This window comes from Halocola ammonii (assembly GCF_049334165.1).
Classification (GTDB): domain Bacteria; phylum Bacteroidota; class Bacteroidia; order Flavobacteriales_D; family Sanyastnellaceae; genus JBEGHD01.
This window is the reverse complement of record NZ_JBEGHD010000003.1, coordinates 111,476-131,805: the sequence shown is the minus strand read 5'-3', so window position 1 is coordinate 131,805 and position 20,330 is coordinate 111,476. Positions and strand designations below refer to the sequence as shown.

Here is a 20,330-nt window from a genome sequence, read left to right as displayed (position 1 = left end):
GGTAATCACCAAAATCAATTTTTGAATCATGAAAACAACAATCACATTTTTAGTCGTCTTACTCTTTGGCGTTTTGGTCAGCTGCGAAGATCGCGGTTACAAAAGAGGCAATGAAAGTGAATCAACTGAAACAACTGCCTCTTCGGAAGATTCTGCCGAAGGCAATGATCAGGAAGCTAATCCAAAAGGAGTAGGCGAGGTGAAAAACGTTGAACTCACCGAACCTCTCGAGGAAAGCATGATCAAGAGCGGAAAAGCCATTTACGAAATGAAGTGTTCCGCTTGTCACAAACTCACCGATCAACGAGTGGTTGGTCCCGGTTGGGCGGGAATTACCAATAAGCGCAGTCCAGAATGGATCATGAATATGATTACAAACGTGGACGTAATGCTTGCCGAAGATCCTGAAGCTCAAAAATTACTTGAAGAATGTCTTACAAGGATGCCAAATCAGGGTGTATCTATCGGAGATGCCCGTGATATCCTGGAGTTCATGCGCAAAAACGACATGGAGAAAGTCGGCTCTAAAGACGAAGGCGTAGTTAAATCGTAATTGTAAACCACAAAAAACAACTATATCATGAAATCTCAAATCAGACAATCAGCATTTTTCCTGGCAGTGGCAGCACTTGTACTGGGGGGCTGTGCTCAAAAAGACACTAAAGACGTGGTCGAAGGAAGCGCAGCCGAACAGGCCTATGTTCCACCAGGAGAACACGATGAATTTTATTGCTTTATGTCCGGTGGTTACAGCGGACAAATCACAGCCTATGGTCTCCCTTCAGGAAGACTCTTGAGAGAGATCCCGGTTTTCTCTAAATACCCCGAAAATGGTTACGGGTATAGTGAGGAAACCAAGGCTATGTTTAACACTTCTTACGGTGAGGTGCCGTGGGATGACTCGCACCACATTGAGCTTTCTCAAACTGACGGAGAGTTTGATGGGCGTTGGCTTTTTGTAAATGGAAACAACACACCGCGAATTGCAAGGGTAGATCTGGAAACTTTTGAAACAGTAGAGATTCTCGAAATCCCAGATGTTGCCGGTTTGCACTGTGCACCTTTTATCACCGAAAACAGTGAGTATTTGGTTTCCGGAACACGTTTTAGTGTGCCTATCCCTCAGGAGGATGTACCGATTTCGGAGTACAAAAAACACTTCACGGGATTGATTAACTACGTTGGAGTTGATGAAGAGACAGGAGAAATGAGTCTCGATTTTCAAATTGAAATGCCCGGCTTCAATTACGACCTCGCCAGAAATGGTAAAGGTAAATCTCACGGTTGGAGCTTTCTGACAACGTACAACTCCGAGCAAGCGCACTCCCTGCTAGAGGTTAACGCTTCGCAAAAAGACAAAGACTTAATGGCGATTGTCAATTGGAAAAAAGCTGAAGAATACCTGGAGCAGGGCAAAGGTGAGGAGCGCAAGACTTCTTACTATCACAACAAGGTTGATCACGATTCTGGAATTGCCTCTTCTGAAGAGAAAACGACAACTACAATTCTGGATCCAGATGATTGCCCGGGGATGGTTTACTTCATCCCAGTGCCAAAGTCGCCTCACGGTTGCGATGTAGATCCAACAGGTGAATACATTGTCGGCAACGGTAAGCTATCAGCAGACATGTCGATTTACTCATTCGACAAACTGATGACAGCTATCGAGAATGAGGACTTTGCTAGCGAAATTGACGGAATTCCTGTGATCAATTACGAATCAGGACTTCACGGTATTTTGAAAAAACCGGGTCTGGGGCCGTTGCACACTGAGTTTGACGGAAAAGGTAACGCCTACACCACTTTCTTTATTTCTTCTGAAGTTGTGAAGTGGGATGTTGAAAGTCTTGAAATTCTGGATCGCCAGTCTACTTTCTACTCTCCTGGTCACCTGGTGATTCCAGGTGGTGAAACCAAAAATCCTGAGGGTAAATACCTGGTGGCAATGAACAAAATCACAAAAGATCGTTACCTGCCAACAGGTCCTGAGTTAGTTCACAGTGCTCAACTGTTCGACATCAGTGGAGACAAAATGAAGCTGATCCTGGATTTCCCTACTAAAGGTGAGCCTCACTACGCGCAGGCTATTTCTGCAGGCAAGGTAAAACCAAACACGAAGAAGTTTTACAAGATGGAAAACAACAGTCACCCGTACGCAGCTAAGGGTGAAGGGAAAGCTCGCGTAGAAAGAGATGGCAATGAAGTTCACGTTTACATGACCGCCATCCGTAGTCACCTGGCACCGGATAACATCGAGGGAATTAAGATGGGAGACGAAGTTTACTTCCACCTCACAAACCTCGAGCAAGACTGGGATGTTCCTCACGGATTTGCAGTGCAGGGAGCCAACAACGCTGAGCTACTGGTGATGCCTGGCCAAACTCGCACCCTCAAATGGGAGCCGGTGAAACCAGGAGTGTTCGCATTTTACTGTACTGACTTCTGTAGTGCACTCCACCAGGAAATGTCAGGTTACGTTCGAGTATCACCTAAAGGCTCTGACGTGAAGCTGATGTGGGGTCTCAACAATGAGAATCAGGACGAAGAAGGGCTTCGCCAAATGCTTGAAGAGGCAAAAAGTGAAGCTGAACCAGGTCGTTAAAATTACGCACTTAAAACATGATCACATCCGAAAGCAGTGGACACCGCGTCTGCTGCTTTCGTGAGGTGATATCTCATACGAACAACAACATAAATTGAAACCATGAGAGTCATTAAGCATTCCAGATGGTTCATGATCGCAGCCATCATTTTTCTCGCTGGTGTTTTTCTATTTCCCCTCTGGCAGATCACGCTGGAAGCAGCGCAATTTCCCGGAGGTCTTCGTCTCAATATTTGGATCAATAAATTTTCTGGAGATGAGGGTGGAGGAGATATTATCAGCAACATCAACATTCTCAATCACTACATCGGTATGCAAAAAATTGAGCCCGATTCAATACCTGAGCTCAAGTATTTTCCGATTGTGGTTTTTGCAATGATGGCATTGGGCCTCCTGGCAGCTTTATTAAATAAAGCCTGGGCTTATTGGACCTGGTTCATCATCATGGTGATTTTAGCAGTTTTGGGAGTTTACGATTTCTATCTCTGGATGTATGACTATGGTCACAATCTGGATCCTACAGCACCAATTAAGGTTGAAGGTATGACCTACATGCCTCCACTTTTCGGTGAAAAAGACCTACTCAATTTTTATGTAAAATCGTATCCTCATTGGGGAACGATCTTCATGTCTCTCTCCATTTTGCTTGCCTTCCTTGCAGGCTGGTTTAAAACAAAATTGAACAGATCATGACAAACAGATTGGTAGTCTCAATTTCGGCCATCGCCTTTTTATTTCTGATAGGATGCAGTCCGTCAGGCCCTGAACCAATTCAATTCGGAAAAGATCAGTGTCACTATTGCAAGATGACGATCTCTAATCCAAAATATGGTGCAGAGCTAATCACTAAAAAGGGTCGGGTATATAAGTACGATGCCGCAGAGTGTGTTGTCAATCAGATTTCTGAAGGCGATATAGAATACTCTGCGATTTATGCTATAGCCTACAACAAGCCAAAAGAATTGAATCCGGTTGATTCACTTCATTTCATTATTTCAAAAGATTTTAGGAGCCCTATGGGAGCCAACCTGGCAGCCTTTAGTGAGAAGGATAATATAGCAGACGAGTATCAGGGTCAGTTGCTGACCTGGGAAGAAGTCAGAAAAAGTCTGAAGGAATGAGGGTCGGGATTAAGCTTTTGATTTTCATGTTTTGTCTTTTTCTCGCGCCTGCAATATCTCAGTCAAAAAACATTCTGGTTGGAGAAAATGAAGACGTAACCTCCATTGCAGAGGCGGTTGATAGGGCTGTTGATGGCGACCGTATTTCAGTTGCTTCTGGCGTTTATCGGGAGCACTCCATTTTGGTGGATAAGTCGATTTTAATAATCGCAGAAAAAGGCGCTGTGGTTGACGCTGACTCCAGTGCAGCAAACATTTTCCTCATTAAGGCGGATGATGTAATGATCGAAGGCTTTGAGCTGCGGAATGTAGGAGTCAGTTTTCTAAAGGAGATTGCGGCCGTAAAGGTCAGTGAATGCAGTGGAGCGCGGGTATTGAATAATAGAATCGTCAATTGTTTTTTCGGGATTTATCTTGAGAATACAGTACTCGCATCGATCATGAATAACAAAATCATCAGTGAATTTGATGATGAAGCTTCGGCAGGAAACGCTATCCACGCCTGGAAATGTAAAGAGTTATCGATACGTGGAAATGAGTCGAGAGGACACCGTGATGGAATCTACTTTGAATTCGTAGATGATAGCATAATAGAAAACAACAAGAGCATTGGCAACTTGCGATATGGCCTCCATTTCATGTTTTCGAACAGAGACGCCTACCGATCGAATCTTTTTAGAGATAATGGTGCCGGTGTTGCTGTAATGTTTTCTAAAAACATTGAAATGAGTCGAAACCATTTTGATCACAATTGGGGTGGAGCCTCCTACGGTCTTTTGCTCAAAGAAATTAGCGATGGTGAAATCACTCATAATCTGTTCTCGAAAAACACTATTGGCATACTTGCCGAAGGAGCTAACCGGTTACTCATTGCGGAAAACGAGTTTGTGAACAATGGAACAGCCGTAGACATGAAGGGAAATTCGCTCGACAATGAAATTTTGAGAAATAACTTCATTGCGAACACCTTCGAGATCGTCACCAATTCTAAACAGAACAGAAATATTTACGAGGCGAACTACTGGAGTGGCTATCGTGGCTACGACCTGGATCGAAACGGCTTTGGCGATGTTCCCTATCGCCCGGTTAACCTGTTTGCCAAAATCACCGATGAGATCCCTTCGGCAACTATCATGCTTCACAGCAATTTTGTAAACCTTCTGGAGGCGGGGGAAAAGACCTTTCCGCAGATGATACCAGAAGAACTCGTGGACGAGAAACCACGCATGAAACCGTACGAATATGATTGAGATAAAAGACATTTCTAAGCGGTATGGAAAGCAGCAAGTGCTGCAAAACATCCATTTAGATTTCAGCAAAGGACAGAGCATCGCCTTAATTGGGCCAAATGGATCGGGTAAAACAACCCTCATGAAATCGATCCTGGGTCTGGTTATTCCCGATTCGGGTTCAGTTCTGGTAAACGGAAAGTCGATAGATCACGGACCAAATTATAGAAGAGACATTGGCTACATGCCACAGATTAACCGATTCCCGGAGCAGATGAAAGTCGATAAACTCTTTCAGTTGATGATCGGCCTAAGACCTGACGTAGAAAAAGATAACTATGACCTGTCACTTTATGAGGAACTCGATATCGACAAGATGAAAGGAAAGGCACTCGGTTCCCTCTCGGGCGGCATGAAACAGCAAGTGAGTGCCTCGTTGGCGTTCTATTTTAACCCGGAGATTTTGATCCTGGACGAACCCACTGCTGCACTTGATCCGATTTCTAATGAAATTCTGAAATCCAAAATAAGAAAGACTATGGGCGAGGGGAGACTGGTCATCACAACATCGCATATACTCAGTGACCTGGAGGAAATAAGCAATCATGTGGTGTATCTTCAGGATGGCAGGGTGCACTTCAATAAATCGATAGAAGAACTGAAGCAGGAAACAGACGAAACGAAACTCAACAAAATGATTGTGTCATTGCTGCAAAAGGAGAAAAGCCATGCATAGAATCAGTCAAATAATTTTTCAGGACTTGCTGAAGAACAAGGTTGTGGTTGGCTATTTGATTCTGCTGGCTGTGATCGGGTGGGGGATGTTCATGATCGAGAGTGAGCCTCAAAAAGTAATCCTCACCTTGCTACAAGTGACGCTCATTGTTTTACCTCTCATGAACATCGTGTTTGCGACAATTTACTACTACAACTCACAAGAGTTTATTTTAATGCTGCTTTCGCAGCCCATCCATCGAAAGAGAATATTCAGGGGACTGTTTTTGGGTTTGGCTCTGGCATTTGCCCTGGCCTATCTGATTGGAATAGGTTTACCATTGTTAATCTTTTACCCTGCTGCTGAGAGCCTTTTTTTACTCAGCACTGGTTTGTTTTTGAGTTTTGTGTTCACAGCAATTGCGTTGTGGGTAAGTACTCACCTTCACGACAAGGCACGGGGAATGGGAGTGGCGCTGGTAGTTTGGGCCTTTTTCACTTTCATTTATGATGGCCTTTTGTTGCTCTTTATGTACCAGTTAGCTGAGTTTCCAATAGAAAAGACAGTCCTGGTTCTCTCTTTTTTCAATCCAGTAGATGTTGCCCGAATTGTGGTGATAATGAAAACTGAGGCTTCTGCTATGCTCGGCCTTTCCGGGGCTGTTTTTCAAAACTTTTTTGGCAGTAACCTCGGAGTTTATATCTCTGGTGTCGTCATGCTGAGCTGGGTAGCTATTCCTTTTGCTTTGGCGAGACGCAAGTTTATCCGGAAAGATTTGTGACGAAATGAAATTCAATCCCCGCCTCGTCCTACCGTTTTTTGTAATGTCCTTGTTGGTGGGCATTTTTGGAGGTTGGATCAGGATGGGGTGGGGGATTGATTTGGAAGAAGGAGCCTCTCATCACGGAGTTATCATGACCGGTGGTTTTCTCGGAGGACTCATCAGTTTGGAACGAGCTTCTACAATGAAGTCGCGCTGGTGGCTCGCTTTTCCTGCGATGGCCGGCATTTCGATTCTATTTTTCCTGATGGACTTTGACCTTACAGCGCACCTCCTGATCACTTTTACTTCTGCGGGACTATTGATTCTGTGTATCGAGCGAACGCTCGTGCGTAGTGAGAGTTACTGGTATTTTCTACTCGCTGGAGCCTTGTTCTGGCTGATCGGCAATCTTAAGTTATTACAAACCGATTTTGTGCCTGCTTCTGTTGGTTGGTGGATAGGTTTCATACTCTTTACAATTTTTGGTGAGCGACTCGAGTTGAGTCGGTTCGTGCCTGTTCCTAAGACTGCCAAAGCAATCTTCTGGTTTCTTAGTTGTCTGTTGTTAATCTCATTTTTACTGCCATTTCACAGCATCGGCAGATCTGTCAATGCTTTCGCAATATTGTTGTTGACTGTGTGGTTTCTCAGACACGACATCGCAAGAAAGAGTGTTAGAAAACCGGGGATCTTTAGGTATACTGGCTTGTCGATGATGGTGGCTTACGGCTGGCTCGTTGTTCATTGTATTATCCTCATGTTCAAATCTGGTCATTCATTTTTCTACGACCTTTATTTACACACCTTTTTTCTGGGATTTGCATTTAGCATGATTTGGGCGCATGCACCTTCAATTCTACCTGCTGTGCTTAAACTCAGGGTCAAGTTGTTTCATCCGGTGCTGTGGGTTTTTTGGTGGCTTTTTCAGCTCACACTTGCAGGGAGAGTCATGGTGACATTCCTGGCCGAGCCCTCCTCTCGAAAAATCCTTGTGTTGATAAATGGCATCGCCCTATTATTGATGCTCGCATCAATGATGTTGATCCTGGTTATTCGTTTACGCCAAAGAAAAAGAGCTGCCAGATGACAGCCCTTCCAATTCTTTCGATTTTAGGGATAGTGCCTACATCTTCACGATCAACTTCGATTTGAGGTTTGACGATGGATTGAATTTCACAGTGTAAACTCCCTTTTCCAATCCAGAGAGATCAATTTTGGATTGCTCACCTTTAAGTCCACTTCTGAGCAAAACTCTCTTACCAGTTAAGTCAAAGACTTCTATAAATTTCACTGAAGTGGTAGTCGGCCAATCAATTACAATAAAATTTTGAGTTGGATTTGGATAGATAGCAGCTTCTAACTGCTTTTCCTTCAACCCGATAGCTTCGTCAAAAATGGTTGTTGCTGTATTTGTAATAATTGGAGCGTTGAAATCGAAGTAGATGTATGCCTTGTTGTCAATTTGTTCGCCCTGACTAAAGTCAGAAACCGTTTCCAACTCGAACCTTACAAAACCCTGACTTCCTTCCAGGTCTGACGTGCTATCCGGCAAGTAAATTTCATTAAACTCGAAAAACAAGACCCGGCCTTCTCGACTTACTTCCACTGGGTGGGAGGAGGTTTGTAGGTCAAAAGTTGACAAATCGAGATGTGTATCTATAGTGTCTATGATCACCACGTTTTCAGCGTAGTAATTTCCAGTGTTTTGGAATCGGACCATGTATTTAAGAGGCGATTCTGCATTCACAAAATCGCTTCCAACTACTTCATGACTCACCTGCTTGTCATTGGGGTCAAAGGCACCAACTACAGTGCTCTCGTGAGTTATCGAGTTGTTTTCAGGTGTTTCATCATTAAGCAGAGGTGAAATGCTCGCACTTGAAGTAAGCACCGATCCGATCGAAACCGTATCATCTACCACGATTTCAATATCGAAATAGCCTTCTTCGTAGATACAAAGTGTTCCAAGATCCACACTCACAGAATCATTCTCAGCGATAACAGTTCCCAGGCTCGACCCTGTTACTTCAGTAGCATCGTCCATTTTAACACCGAGATGAACATTGTTCAGACATTCGGTCCCTTCATTGAAGAAATAAACGCGGTAGGTGTTGTCAAAGCCCGGCCGGTCTGGCTCCAGAGGGAAGATATCGATCGAGAGGTCTTCAATCCCCGGTACAGGTGTTACTGGGAAATCGAGTTCCATGAGCATTTCGTCCTGAGCGACATCAAATAAAACAGGCTCTGCGGTATGATAATTTGGTACATTTTCTAAAGTGAGTTCGCCCGAGCCTGGAATGGTACAATCCAAATATGAACCAGAGGAGTTTGTAGAAAATGCTTCTCCTTCAAGGGAATTTGAAATCACCGCGTATTGCATAGGAAGCTCTTCGGTGTCAAAGGTGGAGTTGCCGTTTTCATCCAGAAATGCTGTACCGGCTAGTGAAGCTTCACATGGTGTTCCACTTAGTGAAAGACAGATGCCATAAATAAATCCGTTATCAAACGCCAAATTGTCTGTGACTCGAATCTTCCAGACTCCTGCCATAGATTCTCCGGCAAATGTGGAGAGCGAATCGGTGGGTGCAAAGATTCCTGATGGACCGGCTCCATTATAAATACCCGATTCAATTTCTGGAGCTCCATCCTGGAAAAGAACACTGAGCCCCATTGTTCCTCCCAGGCCACTTGGGTAAGCCATCAAATCTATTGCCGTTCCCTGGGGACTGATCAATTGAATGCTTAGATCTCCCAGGTAAGTATGGCCGATATCAACAAAAACAGATAAGTCACCAACTTCCTGAGGAATGTCACCGGGACTCACCGGGATGTTAGCTTCGTACATGAATCCTGCTCCATCGGCCAAATAAATGGAAGGCATATAAAACAACTCCTCGGAGCAACTAAACGCTGGATCGTTTAACATAGAGTGCCGAGACAAATAAAAGTGAGTTATTTCAGAGTCTCCACCGGGACAGGCAATTGTCAACTCAGCAGCATAGTACTGGTGCTCTTCATTAGAGAAAGAAACATTAATCGTGTTTATTCCCTCTGAGGCGCTTCCATCTTGAGAATGCACTAATTCAGGAACACTCAGTGCGCTGTCGTCATATTCCTGAAACACTGATAGAGTGTAACTACTTGCACCTGTCGGAGCTTCGAAAACTACAGTGAATGAGTTTTCATCAGTAGAGAACCAGTCACTGACAATTGGGTTTTCACATTGAGCAAAAAGTAAACTTCCCGAAAAAAGCATTGTGGCTAGTAGCAAGTATTTCATGATCTTGGTATTAGTTAGTTTTCTAAATGTATAAAAAAAGACTGAGACGTTTCTTTAAGGTTTTAGGAGTTCAGACTCTTCTTTCTTTCATCAGAGTCTTTTGCAGAATTGAACTTTAGACCCACATGCTAGATGGGAGATCATCTTGGGAATCCAATATTATTATTGAAATGTAGGTGTTATCATTGAACAGCTCCGAGACTGTAGAATTCGAACTCTTGGTTTGGGATACAAAGCGTACTCAGCTGTGAGCGGAGGATTTGGATGGTAGGTCAAAATGAAGTAGGCTTCTCAGTGAATCAACATCATGGCTTTAGAAGTGTTATTCAAGTCAAAGGTTTAAGGATTTTTACAAGAACCGATTGATGATGGTTTGTTATCTTTGAGGCAAACAGCAAGGAAAAAAATTTATGCTCATGAAAAAACTACTACTCTTTACTAGTCTCGCTTTATTCACTTTGGCTTTGCAAGCACAAACGTTCGGCTTTCTCAATGGAGAGTACGAAGTGTATGCTGCACCAGAAGATGATGGAGCTGATGAATTAGTCGCTCACGTTGATGTGAAAAACCTGTCCGATCAGGAATTGACGGTAACAGTGCTCCGTGAAATTATGACTGACAACGTTACGGGTTATGACGAACGTTTTTGCTGGGGAGGTATTTGCTACCCAAATGCAACTCCTCAATCACTGAATGATGAAGTGATGGAGCCGGGTGAAGTCATCGTTTCCAGTGGTTTTCAGGGGTTTTCAGGATACTACATCTACAACGGAAATGAAGGTCTGACAACAATTAAGTACTGCTTTCAGGAAGTTGGAAACTCTAGTAACGAGGCTTGCTTCACAATTGACTATTGCGTTGGTGACAACTGCGCAACACTTGTAGGTGTTGATGAGCAAAACGGCCCTGCCTTCGAGCTCGGAGCGCTTTCCCCAAACCCAGTTAGAGGACTCTCTACTATTCAGTATGATTTAGGTCAAACGCCAACCAATGCTTCATTTGTAATCTACAACATGGTTGGAGCAAAAGTGAAAGAGGTTGCACTTGACAAAAGAAATGGTGTGGTTCTGTTGAATGCAGCTGATTTTGAGAATGGTGCTTACTTCTACTCACTTGTAGTAGATGGCGCTGTGATGACCACTAAAAGAATGATCGTGAGCAAATAAGATTTTGGAAAAATCCAAAAAAGCTCGATGAATTTCTCATCGGGCTTTTTTTATGTCCGTTTATCTATCTATGTACCTGCCTGTCAAATTACCACTCACCGGCATTGCAGTTTTTTTAGGTTTGTAAAAAACAAGGAAAATGACAAACCTCAAGACTTTTTTGGGCCTCACTGCAGTCGCAGCACTGGCCGCTTGTGGTGACACTTCGCAAAGCTCCAATTCTGATCAGGGAAAATCAGATGGAGAGCTGACATCGCTGAAGGACACTGCAAAAATCCACTGGGAATTCATGGATACTTCTGTGAAGCCAAGCGAGAATTTCTTTCGATTTTGTAATGGATCGTGGGTAGACAGTACCGAAATTCCCGCTGAAGAAAAAAGCTGGTCCAGTTTCAATGTGCTTCAGGAACAGAACGAAAAGAAACTGAAAGCACTGCTTGAAGAGATGAGCGAGCTAGGTGACCAACCGCGTTACAAAGATCTGGTTGGTAAGTTTTATGTGGCTGTGATGGACTCAACGAAAAGAAACCAATTGGGACTAAAGCCCATTCAGTTTATTCTCGATGAGATTGAAATGAGCGAATCTTCTGCAGATCTTGCAGCTTTTCTCGCCCGAAACGGAGTTGGCAGACCCTTCTCTTTTGGCATCCAGCAAGACCTGGTGAAAAACGATCAGTATTCGGCCTACATTTCACAAAGCGGTTTGGGACTTCCTAACAAGACCTACTACTTTGATGAGCAGAAAGTCGATATCCGTGAAAAATACAAGCAGTTCATGGTAGACATGCTGATGAACGCAGGCCAGACAGAAGAAGAAGCTACTGAAAACATGCAGATTATCTACTCGATAGAGGAAGACTTGGCCGATGCATCAATGAGTCCGATTGAGCTTAGAAATCCACAGGCACAGTACAATCCACAGGCTACGAGCGATTTTGTGGAAATATATCCAAACTTTGATTGGACTGGGTTCTTTGAAGGAATTGGAGTTGAAAGTTTCGATACTGTGGTTGTTTCGCAACCTGGTTTCATTGAGACATTTAATAAAGCAGTGAACGATCGTCCGGCTGACGAATGGAAAGCATACTACACCTGGAGAACACTCAACTCGTACGCCAGCCAGTTAGATGACAAAACAGCCATGCTTGCCTTCGATTTTTACCAAACGACCCTAAGTGGAGTAGAGAAGAGAAAACCAGGGTGGAAACGCGCGATAAATCAGATAACGAGAAACGAACTTGGCGAAGCTCTTGGCCGCGCTTTCGTAGACGTATACTTTAGTGAAGAAGGGAAGCAAAAAGTGAACACCATGGTGGATCACCTCGAAGAAGCTTTTCGGGCGCGACTGGAAAAACTCGAATGGATGAGCGATTCAACCAAACAAATGGCTCAGAAAAAACTTGAGTCGTTTGGTAGAAAACTCGGTTACCCTGATGAGTGGGAAGAGTACACTGGTCTTGAAATTACGAGTGATGACCACCTCGGCAACGTGATTGCCGTTCACCAGTTTTCGATGGACAAAAACCTCGAAAAGCTAGGGCAACCAATCGATGACAGTGAATGGGGAATGCCACCGCACATGGTGAATGCCTACTACCACCCGCTCAAAAACGAGATTGCCTTTCCTGCGGGAATTATGCAGCCACCATTTTTTGACGCCAACGCGACAGATGCCGTGAACTACGGCCGAATTGGAATGGTGATCGGGCATGAGTTTACCCACGGATTTGACGACATGGGGTCTCAGTTTGATGCCGAAGGTTCAATGAAAAACTGGTGGTCACAGACCGACCGTGACAAATTCGAAGAACGCGCAGCCAAACTCGGAAAGACCTTCGCTCACTTCTGTCCGTTCGATAGTGTTTGCGTGCAGCCGGATCTCACAATGGGAGAAAATATTGCCGACCTCGGTGGGTTGATTTTGGCCTACAATGCCTACCAAAAAACCGATGAATACAAGGCTGGAAAAGAAATGAATGGCTACAACCCATCACAGCAATTCTTTATTGCTTTCGGTCAGTTGTGGCGATACAAAGTTCGCGATGAAGCTCTCAAGGAGCAGATTGCAACAGACCCACATTCACCGGGAATGTACCGCGTGAATGGACCGTTGCTGAATATGCCTGACTTCTTTGAGGCGTTCAACGTTCAGGAAGCTGATTCCATGAGAAATGTGGAAGATGCAGTAGCAAAAATCTGGTAGTTTACTAGCCAGGTATTTTGATTTTAGTGAAATAGGAAAAGGCGAAGGCCGTTATGGTCTTCGCTTTTTTTATTCTATTACTGTCGAAGAAGACTGGATGAATTTAAATTCAGAAGTCTCTATCGAGAGAAATTCTTGATACTCTTTGACCCAGAATGTCTTTGGGTCAAATGAGATTCTCAACTCTTCTGTGAACGATATTGGCCCATCGTCCTCAACAAGTCCTCTTTCTTTGAACTTGCTAATCAAGTCTTCCTTGTCAATCTCGAAAGTCATAAGGACTTCAAAGTTGTTGGCAGTGTTTTCCAATACCTCAGTTACGACAGCGCCTTTAACTTCAACATCCTCAAAGTTCAATACATCATAAGATCTAAAAGTTGCCTTTTCATGAAGCTCCTTGTCGGGGTTATATTCAACACCGTAATAAGCTTGGTTTAAGTAATTCACTCCATTGAGAAGCTGCAATTTCACTTCGGGTTTTTTAGCATCTAGCTGGCTGTAAAGTTGTTCTTCATTAAATGGCATCGAGGCCGTATCTCCGGTCAATTCCTGAACCTTCTTTTCAAAATGACGGAGGTTCTGAATTGTAGCATCTTTAAAGGATTTAAAAACTTCGTCATAATTTTTAATCTCTACAGCCTCTCCATCTTTATCAATAATGTAAACTACTTCCAGCCCTTCTAGAGATTTACTGACCACATCCACCATCCCCTTAATAAATATTGCTACAGGAGCGAGTTCATCGTTTTCTGTTATGCCAGAAAAATTTATGTCGCCAATGGATGCTGATTTACTTTGGATCTCAAGCTCGTAAGTTCCTATGGATTTGTCAATAACCTCCAGGGTCCAGTCAGATTCTGCGTCAACGGAGGTTAATGTATCCCCACCCATGAGGATGATAGTTTGCGCTGTCGAAGTAGCTGTTTTGGTGTCTCCCTCATGCCACTTTGGAAAAATTGATCCTGATTGACAAAACGATTCTGTTGAACAAAAGCTGAGAGAAATAGCAAGTAGTAGAAGGAAGTTCTTTGGTTGAATAGTTTTCATTGTACTAAATGGTTAAAGGTTTCAAACAAAAAGAGAGAGTAGTAAAAGCAATGTTATAAAATTCCGTCTTAGCAGCACTATTTATTCTCCAAACTCTAACAGGGATAATTAGGAAAATTTTCATCAGCCCTACAAAACCTCGTTCAGAAGTTGCCCGGTGAGCTGCTGAAGCTCGATTTCGCGGCTCTTGGCGCTAAACTGAGCTTCGAGAAAACGGACCTCTGCGTTGAGCGCATTCAGCTGAATCGTCCTAAACTCCACATCGTTGATAGCTCCGAGTTCGTACTGTTTCTGCGCGATTTTTAGTGTTTGATCCGCTTCCGCAACGCTTTGCTCTTCGAGTTCTACTCGCTGCATTCCATTTTGCCAGCGGATGTAAGCCACGCGCACTGCAGCTCTTATTTCCTGGTTCACCTGGTTTACGCGAATCGCTTCATTCTCAACCGTGATTTTGGCATTCTCCAAAGCAGTGCGTTGTTGTCCTCCGTTGAAAAGATTGAACCTGACACGAACTCCAAAGTTAGGACCGAAGCTCTGGCTCGATTGCAAAAACCCGACTTCGTTGCTTTGTCTTCCATACTGGTAGTTGCCAAATAGTTCAACTTCCGGGTACATCATCCCGCGGTTGATCTTTACGTCTTCTTTCGCCACCATTTCGCGAATTTGCTGTTGACTCAGTTGAGCGTTCTCTTTTTGAGCCGTTTCAATCAGTTGCAACAGGTCGAAGGATTCTTGAAGATTAAACTCTTCATTCGGATCTATCGTTTTTTCCAGATCCCGGCTCATTAGTTGGTTGATCTGAATTTGGAGTTCGTTAATCAGTGCCTTTTGGTTGAGAACCTGAGCGCTGTCGGTGTTGAGATCGACTCTCGCGCGCTGCAGATCCAGGGCCGTGCCGGCACCCACTTCGCTGCTTTTTTCCTGAAGGGCAAGACGAGCTTTCGAAACCTCCATGGTTTCGCGAAACGCATCGAGTAATTTCTTTTCTCTTTTGAGTTGAAAGTAGGCGTTCGCCAAATCGGCCGCAGTTTGCTCGAGGTAATAGCGAGTTTCGGTTTTGCTCAACAAGGCCAACTTTTCGAGCTGATCTTTGCGAGCGAACATGGCCAGTCCGTCAAAAACTACCCAGCGTAGAGAGGCCTGTGCAGAGGTCGACTCGCTCCGGGCGGCATCAGCTTGTTGCGAATCGCCAGTGAAAAACTGCTGTTCCGAGTTGTTGATCGAAATCGATTGTTCTCCGGTGAGGTCGATAACTGGAAGCATCCCGGCATTTCCTACTGTGTTGGTGTTCTCGGCCTGGCGCTGCAGGTTTCTGTAAATCTGGATGTCGTAGTTCGATTCCAGTGCAGTACTCACCATCTGGCTAAGCGACATTGACCCTTCCTGTGCCTGCAAAACTCCAGTAGAGAATACTGCCAGCATAATAGTAAAGAAGATTACTTTGACAGACGACAAAAATGCACTCATTGAAAGTTTATTTTTCATTGGAATCATCGTTTTCGAGTGTTTTATCTTCTACGAGTTTTTTCGGTTCCTTGCTGGTGATGTAGGTGTAAATCACCGGAATCACGTAAAGTGTTAAAATGAGCGAAAATGCCAAACCACCGATAATTGCCACACCCATCGGGATTCTACTGGTTGACGCTCCACCAAGTGCCAGGGCAATGGGTAAGGCCCCGAGAATTGTTGCAAGGCTGGTCATCAAGATCGGACGGAAACGCAGAGCTGCGGCTTCAATGGCTGCTTCCTTGATGCTCATTCCCTGAGCGCGTTTTTGATTGGCAAATTCGACAATCAGAATTCCGTTTTTGGTGACGATTCCAACTAAAACGATCATCCCGATTTGGCTAAAAATATTGAGTGTGTGTCCTAATAGCCATAGTGAAAGTACTGCCCCTGCTAGAGCCATCGGCACGGTAAGCATTATCGTCAATGGATCTCGGAAACTTTCGAACTGACCTGAAAGAGCCAGATAGATGAGGACCAATGCAAGTACAAAAGCGAAAATCAAACTGTTTCCACTTTCTGCAAATTCCTTCGATTCACCGGCAAGGCTTGTAGTGTAAGTTGCATCAAGCACTTCATCTGCTACTTTTTGCATTTCTTCGATACCCTGCCCGATCGTTGTGCCGGCAGTAGGTGCTCCAGAGAAAGTAACGGCTGCGTAGCGGTTGTAGCGGTAGAGTTGCGGTGGACCACTTTCAAACTCGAGGTTTACGAGGTTCGAAAGCTGGACCTGTTCACCGTTTTGATTTCGAACAGTGACTTTTGTCAAATCCTGAGGCTCGTCACGATCAGTACGTTTTGCCTGACCAATCACGTAGTACTGTTTTCCGTCTTTAATGAAGTAGCCAAATCGCTGACCGCTAAACATGAGCTGAAGCGTTTCGGCAATGTCGGCTACCTGAACGCCCATTTCGCTCGCCTTATTTCGATCGATGGTGACAGTCAACTCGGGCTTGGTGAATTTCAAATCTGTGTCTACCACGTCAAAAGCTCCACTCTCCCTGGCCATTTGCTGAAACTCGGGAATAATTTCCTTGAGTTGTTCGATGGTAGGCGCCTGCACCACAAACTGAACAGGAAGTCCTCCAAGACCACCACCACCGACATCGATCGTTGGCTCTTGAGTGACGTAGGTTGTAGCGAAGTTGTATTTCTTAACTCTCTGAGCCAGATCGTTGGCAATCTCCATTTGGCTTCTTTCGCGGTCTGCTGGAGGAACAAGTGTGAGGCGAACGAATCCTTTGTTGATGGAAATTGAAGATCCGAATCCCGGTGAAGTTACCGCGAGCAGCGACTCGCGCTCTTTCATAGTGTCTGTCATGGAGATCATTTGCTCCACATAATCGTCCATGGCTTCGTAAGAAGTTCCCTCTGGCGCAGTTGCAAAAAGTCGAACCCGGCTGCGGTCTTCCAGCGGAGCGAGTTCAGAATTGAGCATGTAGCCTATTCCAAAAATCATCCCTAGGGAAATCAGCATGATGAACCAGCCCAGAACTCTGAAGTTCATAAACTTCGTCAACGAGCTACGGTATCCATCAATCATGTTTTGTATGCCGCGGTGAATCTTGTCCCCAAGTCTACTTTTTGGCTCCGATTTTTTCAGCAAGCGCGAACTCATCATCGGTGTGATGGAGAGAGATACGAAGGATGAAATGACGACCGAACCGGCTACAACCATTCCGAACTCCCGGAAAAGTCTACCTGTCAATCCCTGCAAGAAAATGATAGGGAGGAAGACTGCCACAAGAGTGATCGTGGTCGAAATAATCGCGAAGAAAATTTCCCTTGACCCGGCAAAGGCTGCCTGGATGCGGTCTTCGCCACGCTCAATCCGCTGATAGATATTTTCCATCACCACGATGGCATCGTCCACCACCAGACCAGTAGCGAGTACAATTCCAAGCAAGGTGAGAATGTTGATTGAGAACCCTGCTGCATACATTACAAAGAAAGAACCGATTAGGGAAATCGGAATGGCAATCACGGGAATCAGTGTAGTTCGCCAGTTTCTCAAAAAGAAAAAGATGACCAGTACAACCAGCCCAAAGGCGATGAACACCGTTTCCTGGACTTCGGTGATCGCCTGCCGAATATTTTTGGTGGTATCCAGTGCCACACCGAGCTCGAGGTCGGAGGGAAGGTCTTTTTTGATTTGCTCAGTCCTTCGATAAATTTCGTCTACGATCTCTATGTAGTTGGCTCCCGGCTGAGGCTGAATGGCCACACCAATCATCGGCACACCGCCATTTCCGCGCAAGAGCGATCGCTCGTTTTGCGGGGCCAGGTAAGCTTTTCCAATATCTTTTAGTCGGATGAGGTAATCGTCCCTCTCGGCAACAATCAGGTCGTTAAATTCCTCTTCGGTAGACAATCGACCAAAAGTTCTAATCGTCAGTTCGGTACGATAACCTTCGATTCTACCAGAAGGAAGTTCTACGTTCTGTGCCTGAAGAGCATTTCTCACATCGAGTGGAGTGAGGTTGAATGCCGAAAGTTTTGTCGGGTCGAGCTCCAGTCGCATGGAGTAGAGCTTTTCTCCCCATAGGTAAATCTCGCTGACTCCCTGAATCGTCTGAAATCGCTCTTTGAAAGTGTTAATCCCGATGTCGGTGAGCTCGAGGAGGTTTCTCTCTTTACTTTGGACTGTTAGCGTAAAAATCGTTTGCGCATCGGCATCAGACTTTTGAACCACAGGCGGATCGGCATCGGGAGGAAGTTCACGAATTGCCTGAGAAACTTTGTCTCGCACATCGTTGGCTGCGTTGTCCATGTCGATGCCGAGCTGAAACTCTACTTTGATGGTGCTCCTTCCATCGGAACTGATTGAGCTGAGCGTTTTGATCCCGCTTACACTGTTGATTTCCTCCTCGAGAGGTTCGGTGATTTGAGATTCGATGATGTCGGCTGCAGCACCGGTGTAGTTGGTGGTTACCGTCACAATCGGTGGATCCACACTCGGGTATTCGCGCACACCGAGGTAGTTGAATCCGATAACTCCGAAAACCAAAATCACGATTCCGAAAACCGTAGCGAGTACCGGCCTTTTAATGCTGAGAGCAGATAAATTCATGTGCTATTCTTTCTTGTCAAAAGATTCAACTTCTAATTGCTTATCGCCAGCTATGGCCATTCCAGGTTTGATCTGGAGTAGTCCTGTGACCACCACCGAATCGCCTTGTTGAAGGCCTTCAGTTACCTGAATTCGCTTTGGATGACGAACACCCGTTCTTACTTGCACTTTCTCTGCTTTTCCATTTTTAAAGGTGTAGACCAATTGGTTGTTTAACTCGGGGATGATTGCTTCCGTTGGCACCATGATGGCCTCATCCAAACTGTCGAGCGTGAAAGTGATATCGGCATAGGATCCCGGAATGAGCTCTCGCTTTTTATTGTCAGCTTTAGCCCTCACTCGCAGCGATCTCGATCCCGTATTGACCATCGGCTCGGCAGCGTAAACGCTGGCTTTAAACGGTTCAGGTCGGTTGTTGGCACTAAACCGCAATCCCTGTCCCGGAGTCACCATGGAGGCGTAGCGCTCCGGAACTTCAAACTGTAGCTTTATTGGGTCGTCCTGAACCAGCATGGCCACCGCAGTACCTGCTGAGATGTAGGATCCCGGACTGACGTTTCTCAATCCAATTCTTCCTGAAAAAGGGGCAACGATAGTAGAGTAGCTCAAGCGAACTTCAGTTTCTTCTATGTTGGCTTCTAGTGTTTGCACCTTCAGTTGAGCTGCTTCAAGTTCTGCTTCGCTGATCCCTTGCACTTCGGCAAGTTGAGATTTTCGATTCAGGTCTTTTTCAGCCGTTTCGAGTTCTGCTCTAAGTCTTTGAAGTTGGGCATTCCACTCGCGATCGTCCAGCCTCAAGAGCACTTGACCTTTGCGAACCTCTTCGCCCTCTTCAAATAAAATTGACTCTACTTTCCCCGCAGTTTGTGTCGTTAGCTGGGCTGATTCTCCAGGGAGCAAACTACCTGTCACTTCAATATTGTTGATGAGAGGTTCGGGTTTCACAACCACGTAGTCCACTTTAAGTGTGTCCGATTTGGTGTTTGCGTTGATTCCACCATTTCCCGAATCAGAGCAAGAGGCTAAAAGAGCCGTGGCAAAAGCAAAAATGAAAATTCGTATAGTGTGGTGCATGCTACTTTTCCTTTTTAATAAATTCAATGCTGTAGGTGTCTTGAGGTTGATGATGGAGGTTGCAGGTTACTCTTGACAGCAACTTTTCGAGCAATTTTACCTCTTCAGAATCCAGGCCTTCGAGGCAAAGCTCATTGGTTTCTATCAAGGCTTTTTTTATGTCTGGAATGTAAGACTCACCGAGTTCAGTGCAGTGTAAAAACTGTTCTCTGCGGTCTTCCGGATTTTGTCTTCGCTCAACACAGTCGTGTTCGGAGAGGTAGTCTACCAGTCGCAAAACAGAAACTTTATCGAGATGCAACTCTCCGGCTAGACAGGTTTGGCTGAGGCGACCATTGCCTTGCGAAATAAGCATCAGTGGATAAAAGTGCCGTTTGATAGGCAAGTGTTCGAGGCGCTTTGAAAACGTACCTACGTACTCTTTAGTCAGTTGACCAAAAAGCTTACCCAGTGGCAATTCACGTGTTTCGGTTACTATCGAATCCATGTACAAAAATTAATTTGCAATGTTAACTATTAATAACTGCTTCTAACTCGTGTCGAAACTGATTTGT

The 20,330-nt window shown here is 44.8% G+C and carries 16 protein-coding genes; 10 read left to right on the top strand and 6 right to left on the bottom strand.

What is annotated here, in order from left to right; all coding sequences use genetic code 11:
• Window positions 1-28: 28 nt before the first annotated feature.
• From ABHV44_RS04315 to ABHV44_RS04280, 8 genes are all read left to right on the top strand, one after another.
• A complete protein-coding gene (locus tag ABHV44_RS04315; protein WP_459073429.1) occupies window positions 29-553 on the top strand; it encodes a c-type cytochrome in 525 nt (174 codons plus the stop codon).
• A 27-nt stretch (window positions 554-580) separates the two neighbouring features.
• On the top strand, window positions 581-2,602 hold the full coding sequence (gene nosZ / locus ABHV44_RS04310) for a Sec-dependent nitrous-oxide reductase (RefSeq protein WP_459073428.1): 2,022 nt from the start codon (window positions 581-583) through the stop codon (window positions 2,600-2,602).
• Between the two features lie 102 nt (window positions 2,603-2,704).
• Window positions 2,705-3,295, top strand: coding sequence for a hypothetical protein (locus ABHV44_RS04305; protein ID WP_459073427.1), 591 nt, complete (start codon window positions 2,705-2,707; stop codon window positions 3,293-3,295).
• A complete protein-coding gene (locus ABHV44_RS04300) occupies window positions 3,292-3,723 on the top strand; it encodes a nitrous oxide reductase accessory protein NosL (protein ID WP_459073426.1) in 432 nt (143 codons plus the stop codon). Before ABHV44_RS04305 ends, ABHV44_RS04300 begins: the two co-directional genes overlap by 4 nt.
• Window positions 3,720-4,973: a nitrous oxide reductase family maturation protein NosD gene (nosD, locus tag ABHV44_RS04295; RefSeq protein ID WP_459073425.1), complete on the top strand. Its 1,254-nt coding sequence runs from the start codon at window positions 3,720-3,722 to the stop codon at window positions 4,971-4,973. The genes ABHV44_RS04300 and nosD overlap by 4 nt, the downstream gene beginning before the upstream one ends.
• Window positions 4,966-5,688 carry an ABC transporter ATP-binding protein gene (locus ABHV44_RS04290; RefSeq protein ID WP_459073424.1) on the top strand — a complete coding sequence of 241 codons (723 nt, stop codon included), beginning with the start codon at window positions 4,966-4,968 and terminating at the stop codon, window positions 5,686-5,688. The genes nosD and ABHV44_RS04290 overlap by 8 nt, the downstream gene beginning before the upstream one ends.
• Window positions 5,681-6,448 (top strand): ABC transporter permease subunit, encoded by a 768-nt coding sequence (locus tag ABHV44_RS04285; RefSeq protein WP_459073423.1) that lies wholly within the window; start codon window positions 5,681-5,683, stop codon window positions 6,446-6,448. The genes ABHV44_RS04290 and ABHV44_RS04285 overlap by 8 nt, the downstream gene beginning before the upstream one ends.
• A gap of 4 nt (window positions 6,449-6,452) precedes the next feature.
• Window positions 6,453-7,517: a hypothetical protein gene (locus tag ABHV44_RS04280; protein WP_459073422.1), complete on the top strand. Its 1,065-nt coding sequence runs from the start codon at window positions 6,453-6,455 to the stop codon at window positions 7,515-7,517.
• A gap of 36 nt (window positions 7,518-7,553) precedes the next feature.
• On the opposite strand, the gene ABHV44_RS04275 is transcribed toward ABHV44_RS04280, so the two are convergent.
• A complete protein-coding gene (locus tag ABHV44_RS04275; protein ID WP_459073421.1) occupies window positions 7,554-9,710 on the bottom strand; it encodes a DUF7619 domain-containing protein in 2,157 nt (718 codons plus the stop codon).
• Window positions 9,711-10,126: 416 nt separating this feature from the next.
• Here ABHV44_RS04275 and ABHV44_RS04270 point away from each other — a divergent pair, with 416 nt between their 5' ends.
• Both ABHV44_RS04270 and ABHV44_RS04265 read left to right on the top strand, forming a co-directional pair.
• Complete coding sequence (locus tag ABHV44_RS04270; RefSeq protein WP_459073420.1) at window positions 10,127-10,876, top strand: T9SS type A sorting domain-containing protein; 750 nt, start codon at window positions 10,127-10,129, stop codon at window positions 10,874-10,876.
• A gap of 139 nt (window positions 10,877-11,015) precedes the next feature.
• Window positions 11,016-13,079: a M13 family metallopeptidase gene (locus ABHV44_RS04265; protein ID WP_459073419.1), complete on the top strand. Its 2,064-nt coding sequence runs from the start codon at window positions 11,016-11,018 to the stop codon at window positions 13,077-13,079.
• Between the two features lie 69 nt (window positions 13,080-13,148).
• Here the strand turns inward: ABHV44_RS04265 and ABHV44_RS04260 are convergent, their stop codons facing one another.
• The 5 genes from ABHV44_RS04260 to ABHV44_RS04240 all read right to left on the bottom strand — a co-directional run bounded on the left by ABHV44_RS04260 (window position 13,149) and on the right by ABHV44_RS04240 (window position 20,263).
• Window positions 13,149-13,970 carry a hypothetical protein gene (locus ABHV44_RS04260; RefSeq protein ID WP_459073418.1) on the bottom strand — a complete coding sequence of 274 codons (822 nt, stop codon included), beginning with the start codon at window positions 13,968-13,970 and terminating at the stop codon, window positions 13,149-13,151.
• A 285-nt stretch (window positions 13,971-14,255) separates the two neighbouring features.
• Window positions 14,256-15,611, bottom strand: coding sequence for a TolC family protein (locus tag ABHV44_RS04255; RefSeq protein WP_459073417.1), 1,356 nt, complete (start codon window positions 15,609-15,611; stop codon window positions 14,256-14,258).
• The gene (locus ABHV44_RS04250; RefSeq protein WP_459073416.1) at window positions 15,601-18,702 is read right to left on the bottom strand and encodes an efflux RND transporter permease subunit; all 3,102 of its coding nucleotides are present in this window, start codon (window positions 18,700-18,702) and stop codon (window positions 15,601-15,603) included. Before ABHV44_RS04250 ends, ABHV44_RS04255 begins: the two co-directional genes overlap by 11 nt.
• A gap of 3 nt (window positions 18,703-18,705) precedes the next feature.
• Window positions 18,706-19,776, bottom strand: coding sequence for an efflux RND transporter periplasmic adaptor subunit (locus tag ABHV44_RS04245; protein ID WP_459073415.1), 1,071 nt, complete (start codon window positions 19,774-19,776; stop codon window positions 18,706-18,708).
• Window position 19,777: 1 nt separating this feature from the next.
• Window positions 19,778-20,263, bottom strand: coding sequence for a MarR family winged helix-turn-helix transcriptional regulator (locus ABHV44_RS04240; RefSeq protein ID WP_459073414.1), 486 nt, complete (start codon window positions 20,261-20,263; stop codon window positions 19,778-19,780).
• Window positions 20,264-20,330 lie beyond the last annotated feature (67 nt).

What these genes read in the sequence shown, in the direction of transcription:
- ABHV44_RS04260 (WP_459073418.1), bottom strand. Translation starts at nt 13,970, where the DNA reads ATGGGTGGGGATACATTAACCTCCGTTGACGCAGAATCTGACTGGACC.
- ABHV44_RS04285 (WP_459073423.1), top strand. Translation starts at nt 5,681, where the DNA reads ATGCATAGAATCAGTCAAATAATTTTTCAGGACTTGCTGAAGAACAAG.
- ABHV44_RS04265 (WP_459073419.1), top strand. Translation starts at nt 11,016, where the DNA reads ATGACAAACCTCAAGACTTTTTTGGGCCTCACTGCAGTCGCAGCACTG.
- ABHV44_RS04255 (WP_459073417.1), bottom strand. Translation starts at nt 15,611, where the DNA reads ATGAAAAATAAACTTTCAATGAGTGCATTTTTGTCGTCTGTCAAAGTA.
- ABHV44_RS04270 (WP_459073420.1), top strand. Translation starts at nt 10,127, where the DNA reads ATGAAAAAACTACTACTCTTTACTAGTCTCGCTTTATTCACTTTGGCT.
- ABHV44_RS04305 (WP_459073427.1), top strand. Translation starts at nt 2,705, where the DNA reads ATGAGAGTCATTAAGCATTCCAGATGGTTCATGATCGCAGCCATCATT.
- nosZ (WP_459073428.1), top strand. Translation starts at nt 581, where the DNA reads ATGAAATCTCAAATCAGACAATCAGCATTTTTCCTGGCAGTGGCAGCA.
- nosD (WP_459073425.1), top strand. Translation starts at nt 3,720, where the DNA reads ATGAGGGTCGGGATTAAGCTTTTGATTTTCATGTTTTGTCTTTTTCTC.
- ABHV44_RS04290 (WP_459073424.1), top strand. Translation starts at nt 4,966, where the DNA reads ATGATTGAGATAAAAGACATTTCTAAGCGGTATGGAAAGCAGCAAGTG.
- ABHV44_RS04280 (WP_459073422.1), top strand. Translation starts at nt 6,453, where the DNA reads ATGAAATTCAATCCCCGCCTCGTCCTACCGTTTTTTGTAATGTCCTTG.
- ABHV44_RS04300 (WP_459073426.1), top strand. Translation starts at nt 3,292, where the DNA reads ATGACAAACAGATTGGTAGTCTCAATTTCGGCCATCGCCTTTTTATTT.
- ABHV44_RS04245 (WP_459073415.1), bottom strand. Translation starts at nt 19,776, where the DNA reads ATGCACCACACTATACGAATTTTCATTTTTGCTTTTGCCACGGCTCTT.
- ABHV44_RS04315 (WP_459073429.1), top strand. Translation starts at nt 29, where the DNA reads ATGAAAACAACAATCACATTTTTAGTCGTCTTACTCTTTGGCGTTTTG.
- ABHV44_RS04275 (WP_459073421.1), bottom strand. Translation starts at nt 9,710, where the DNA reads ATGAAATACTTGCTACTAGCCACAATGCTTTTTTCGGGAAGTTTACTT.
- ABHV44_RS04240 (WP_459073414.1), bottom strand. Translation starts at nt 20,263, where the DNA reads ATGGATTCGATAGTAACCGAAACACGTGAATTGCCACTGGGTAAGCTT.
- ABHV44_RS04250 (WP_459073416.1), bottom strand. Translation starts at nt 18,702, where the DNA reads ATGAATTTATCTGCTCTCAGCATTAAAAGGCCGGTACTCGCTACGGTT.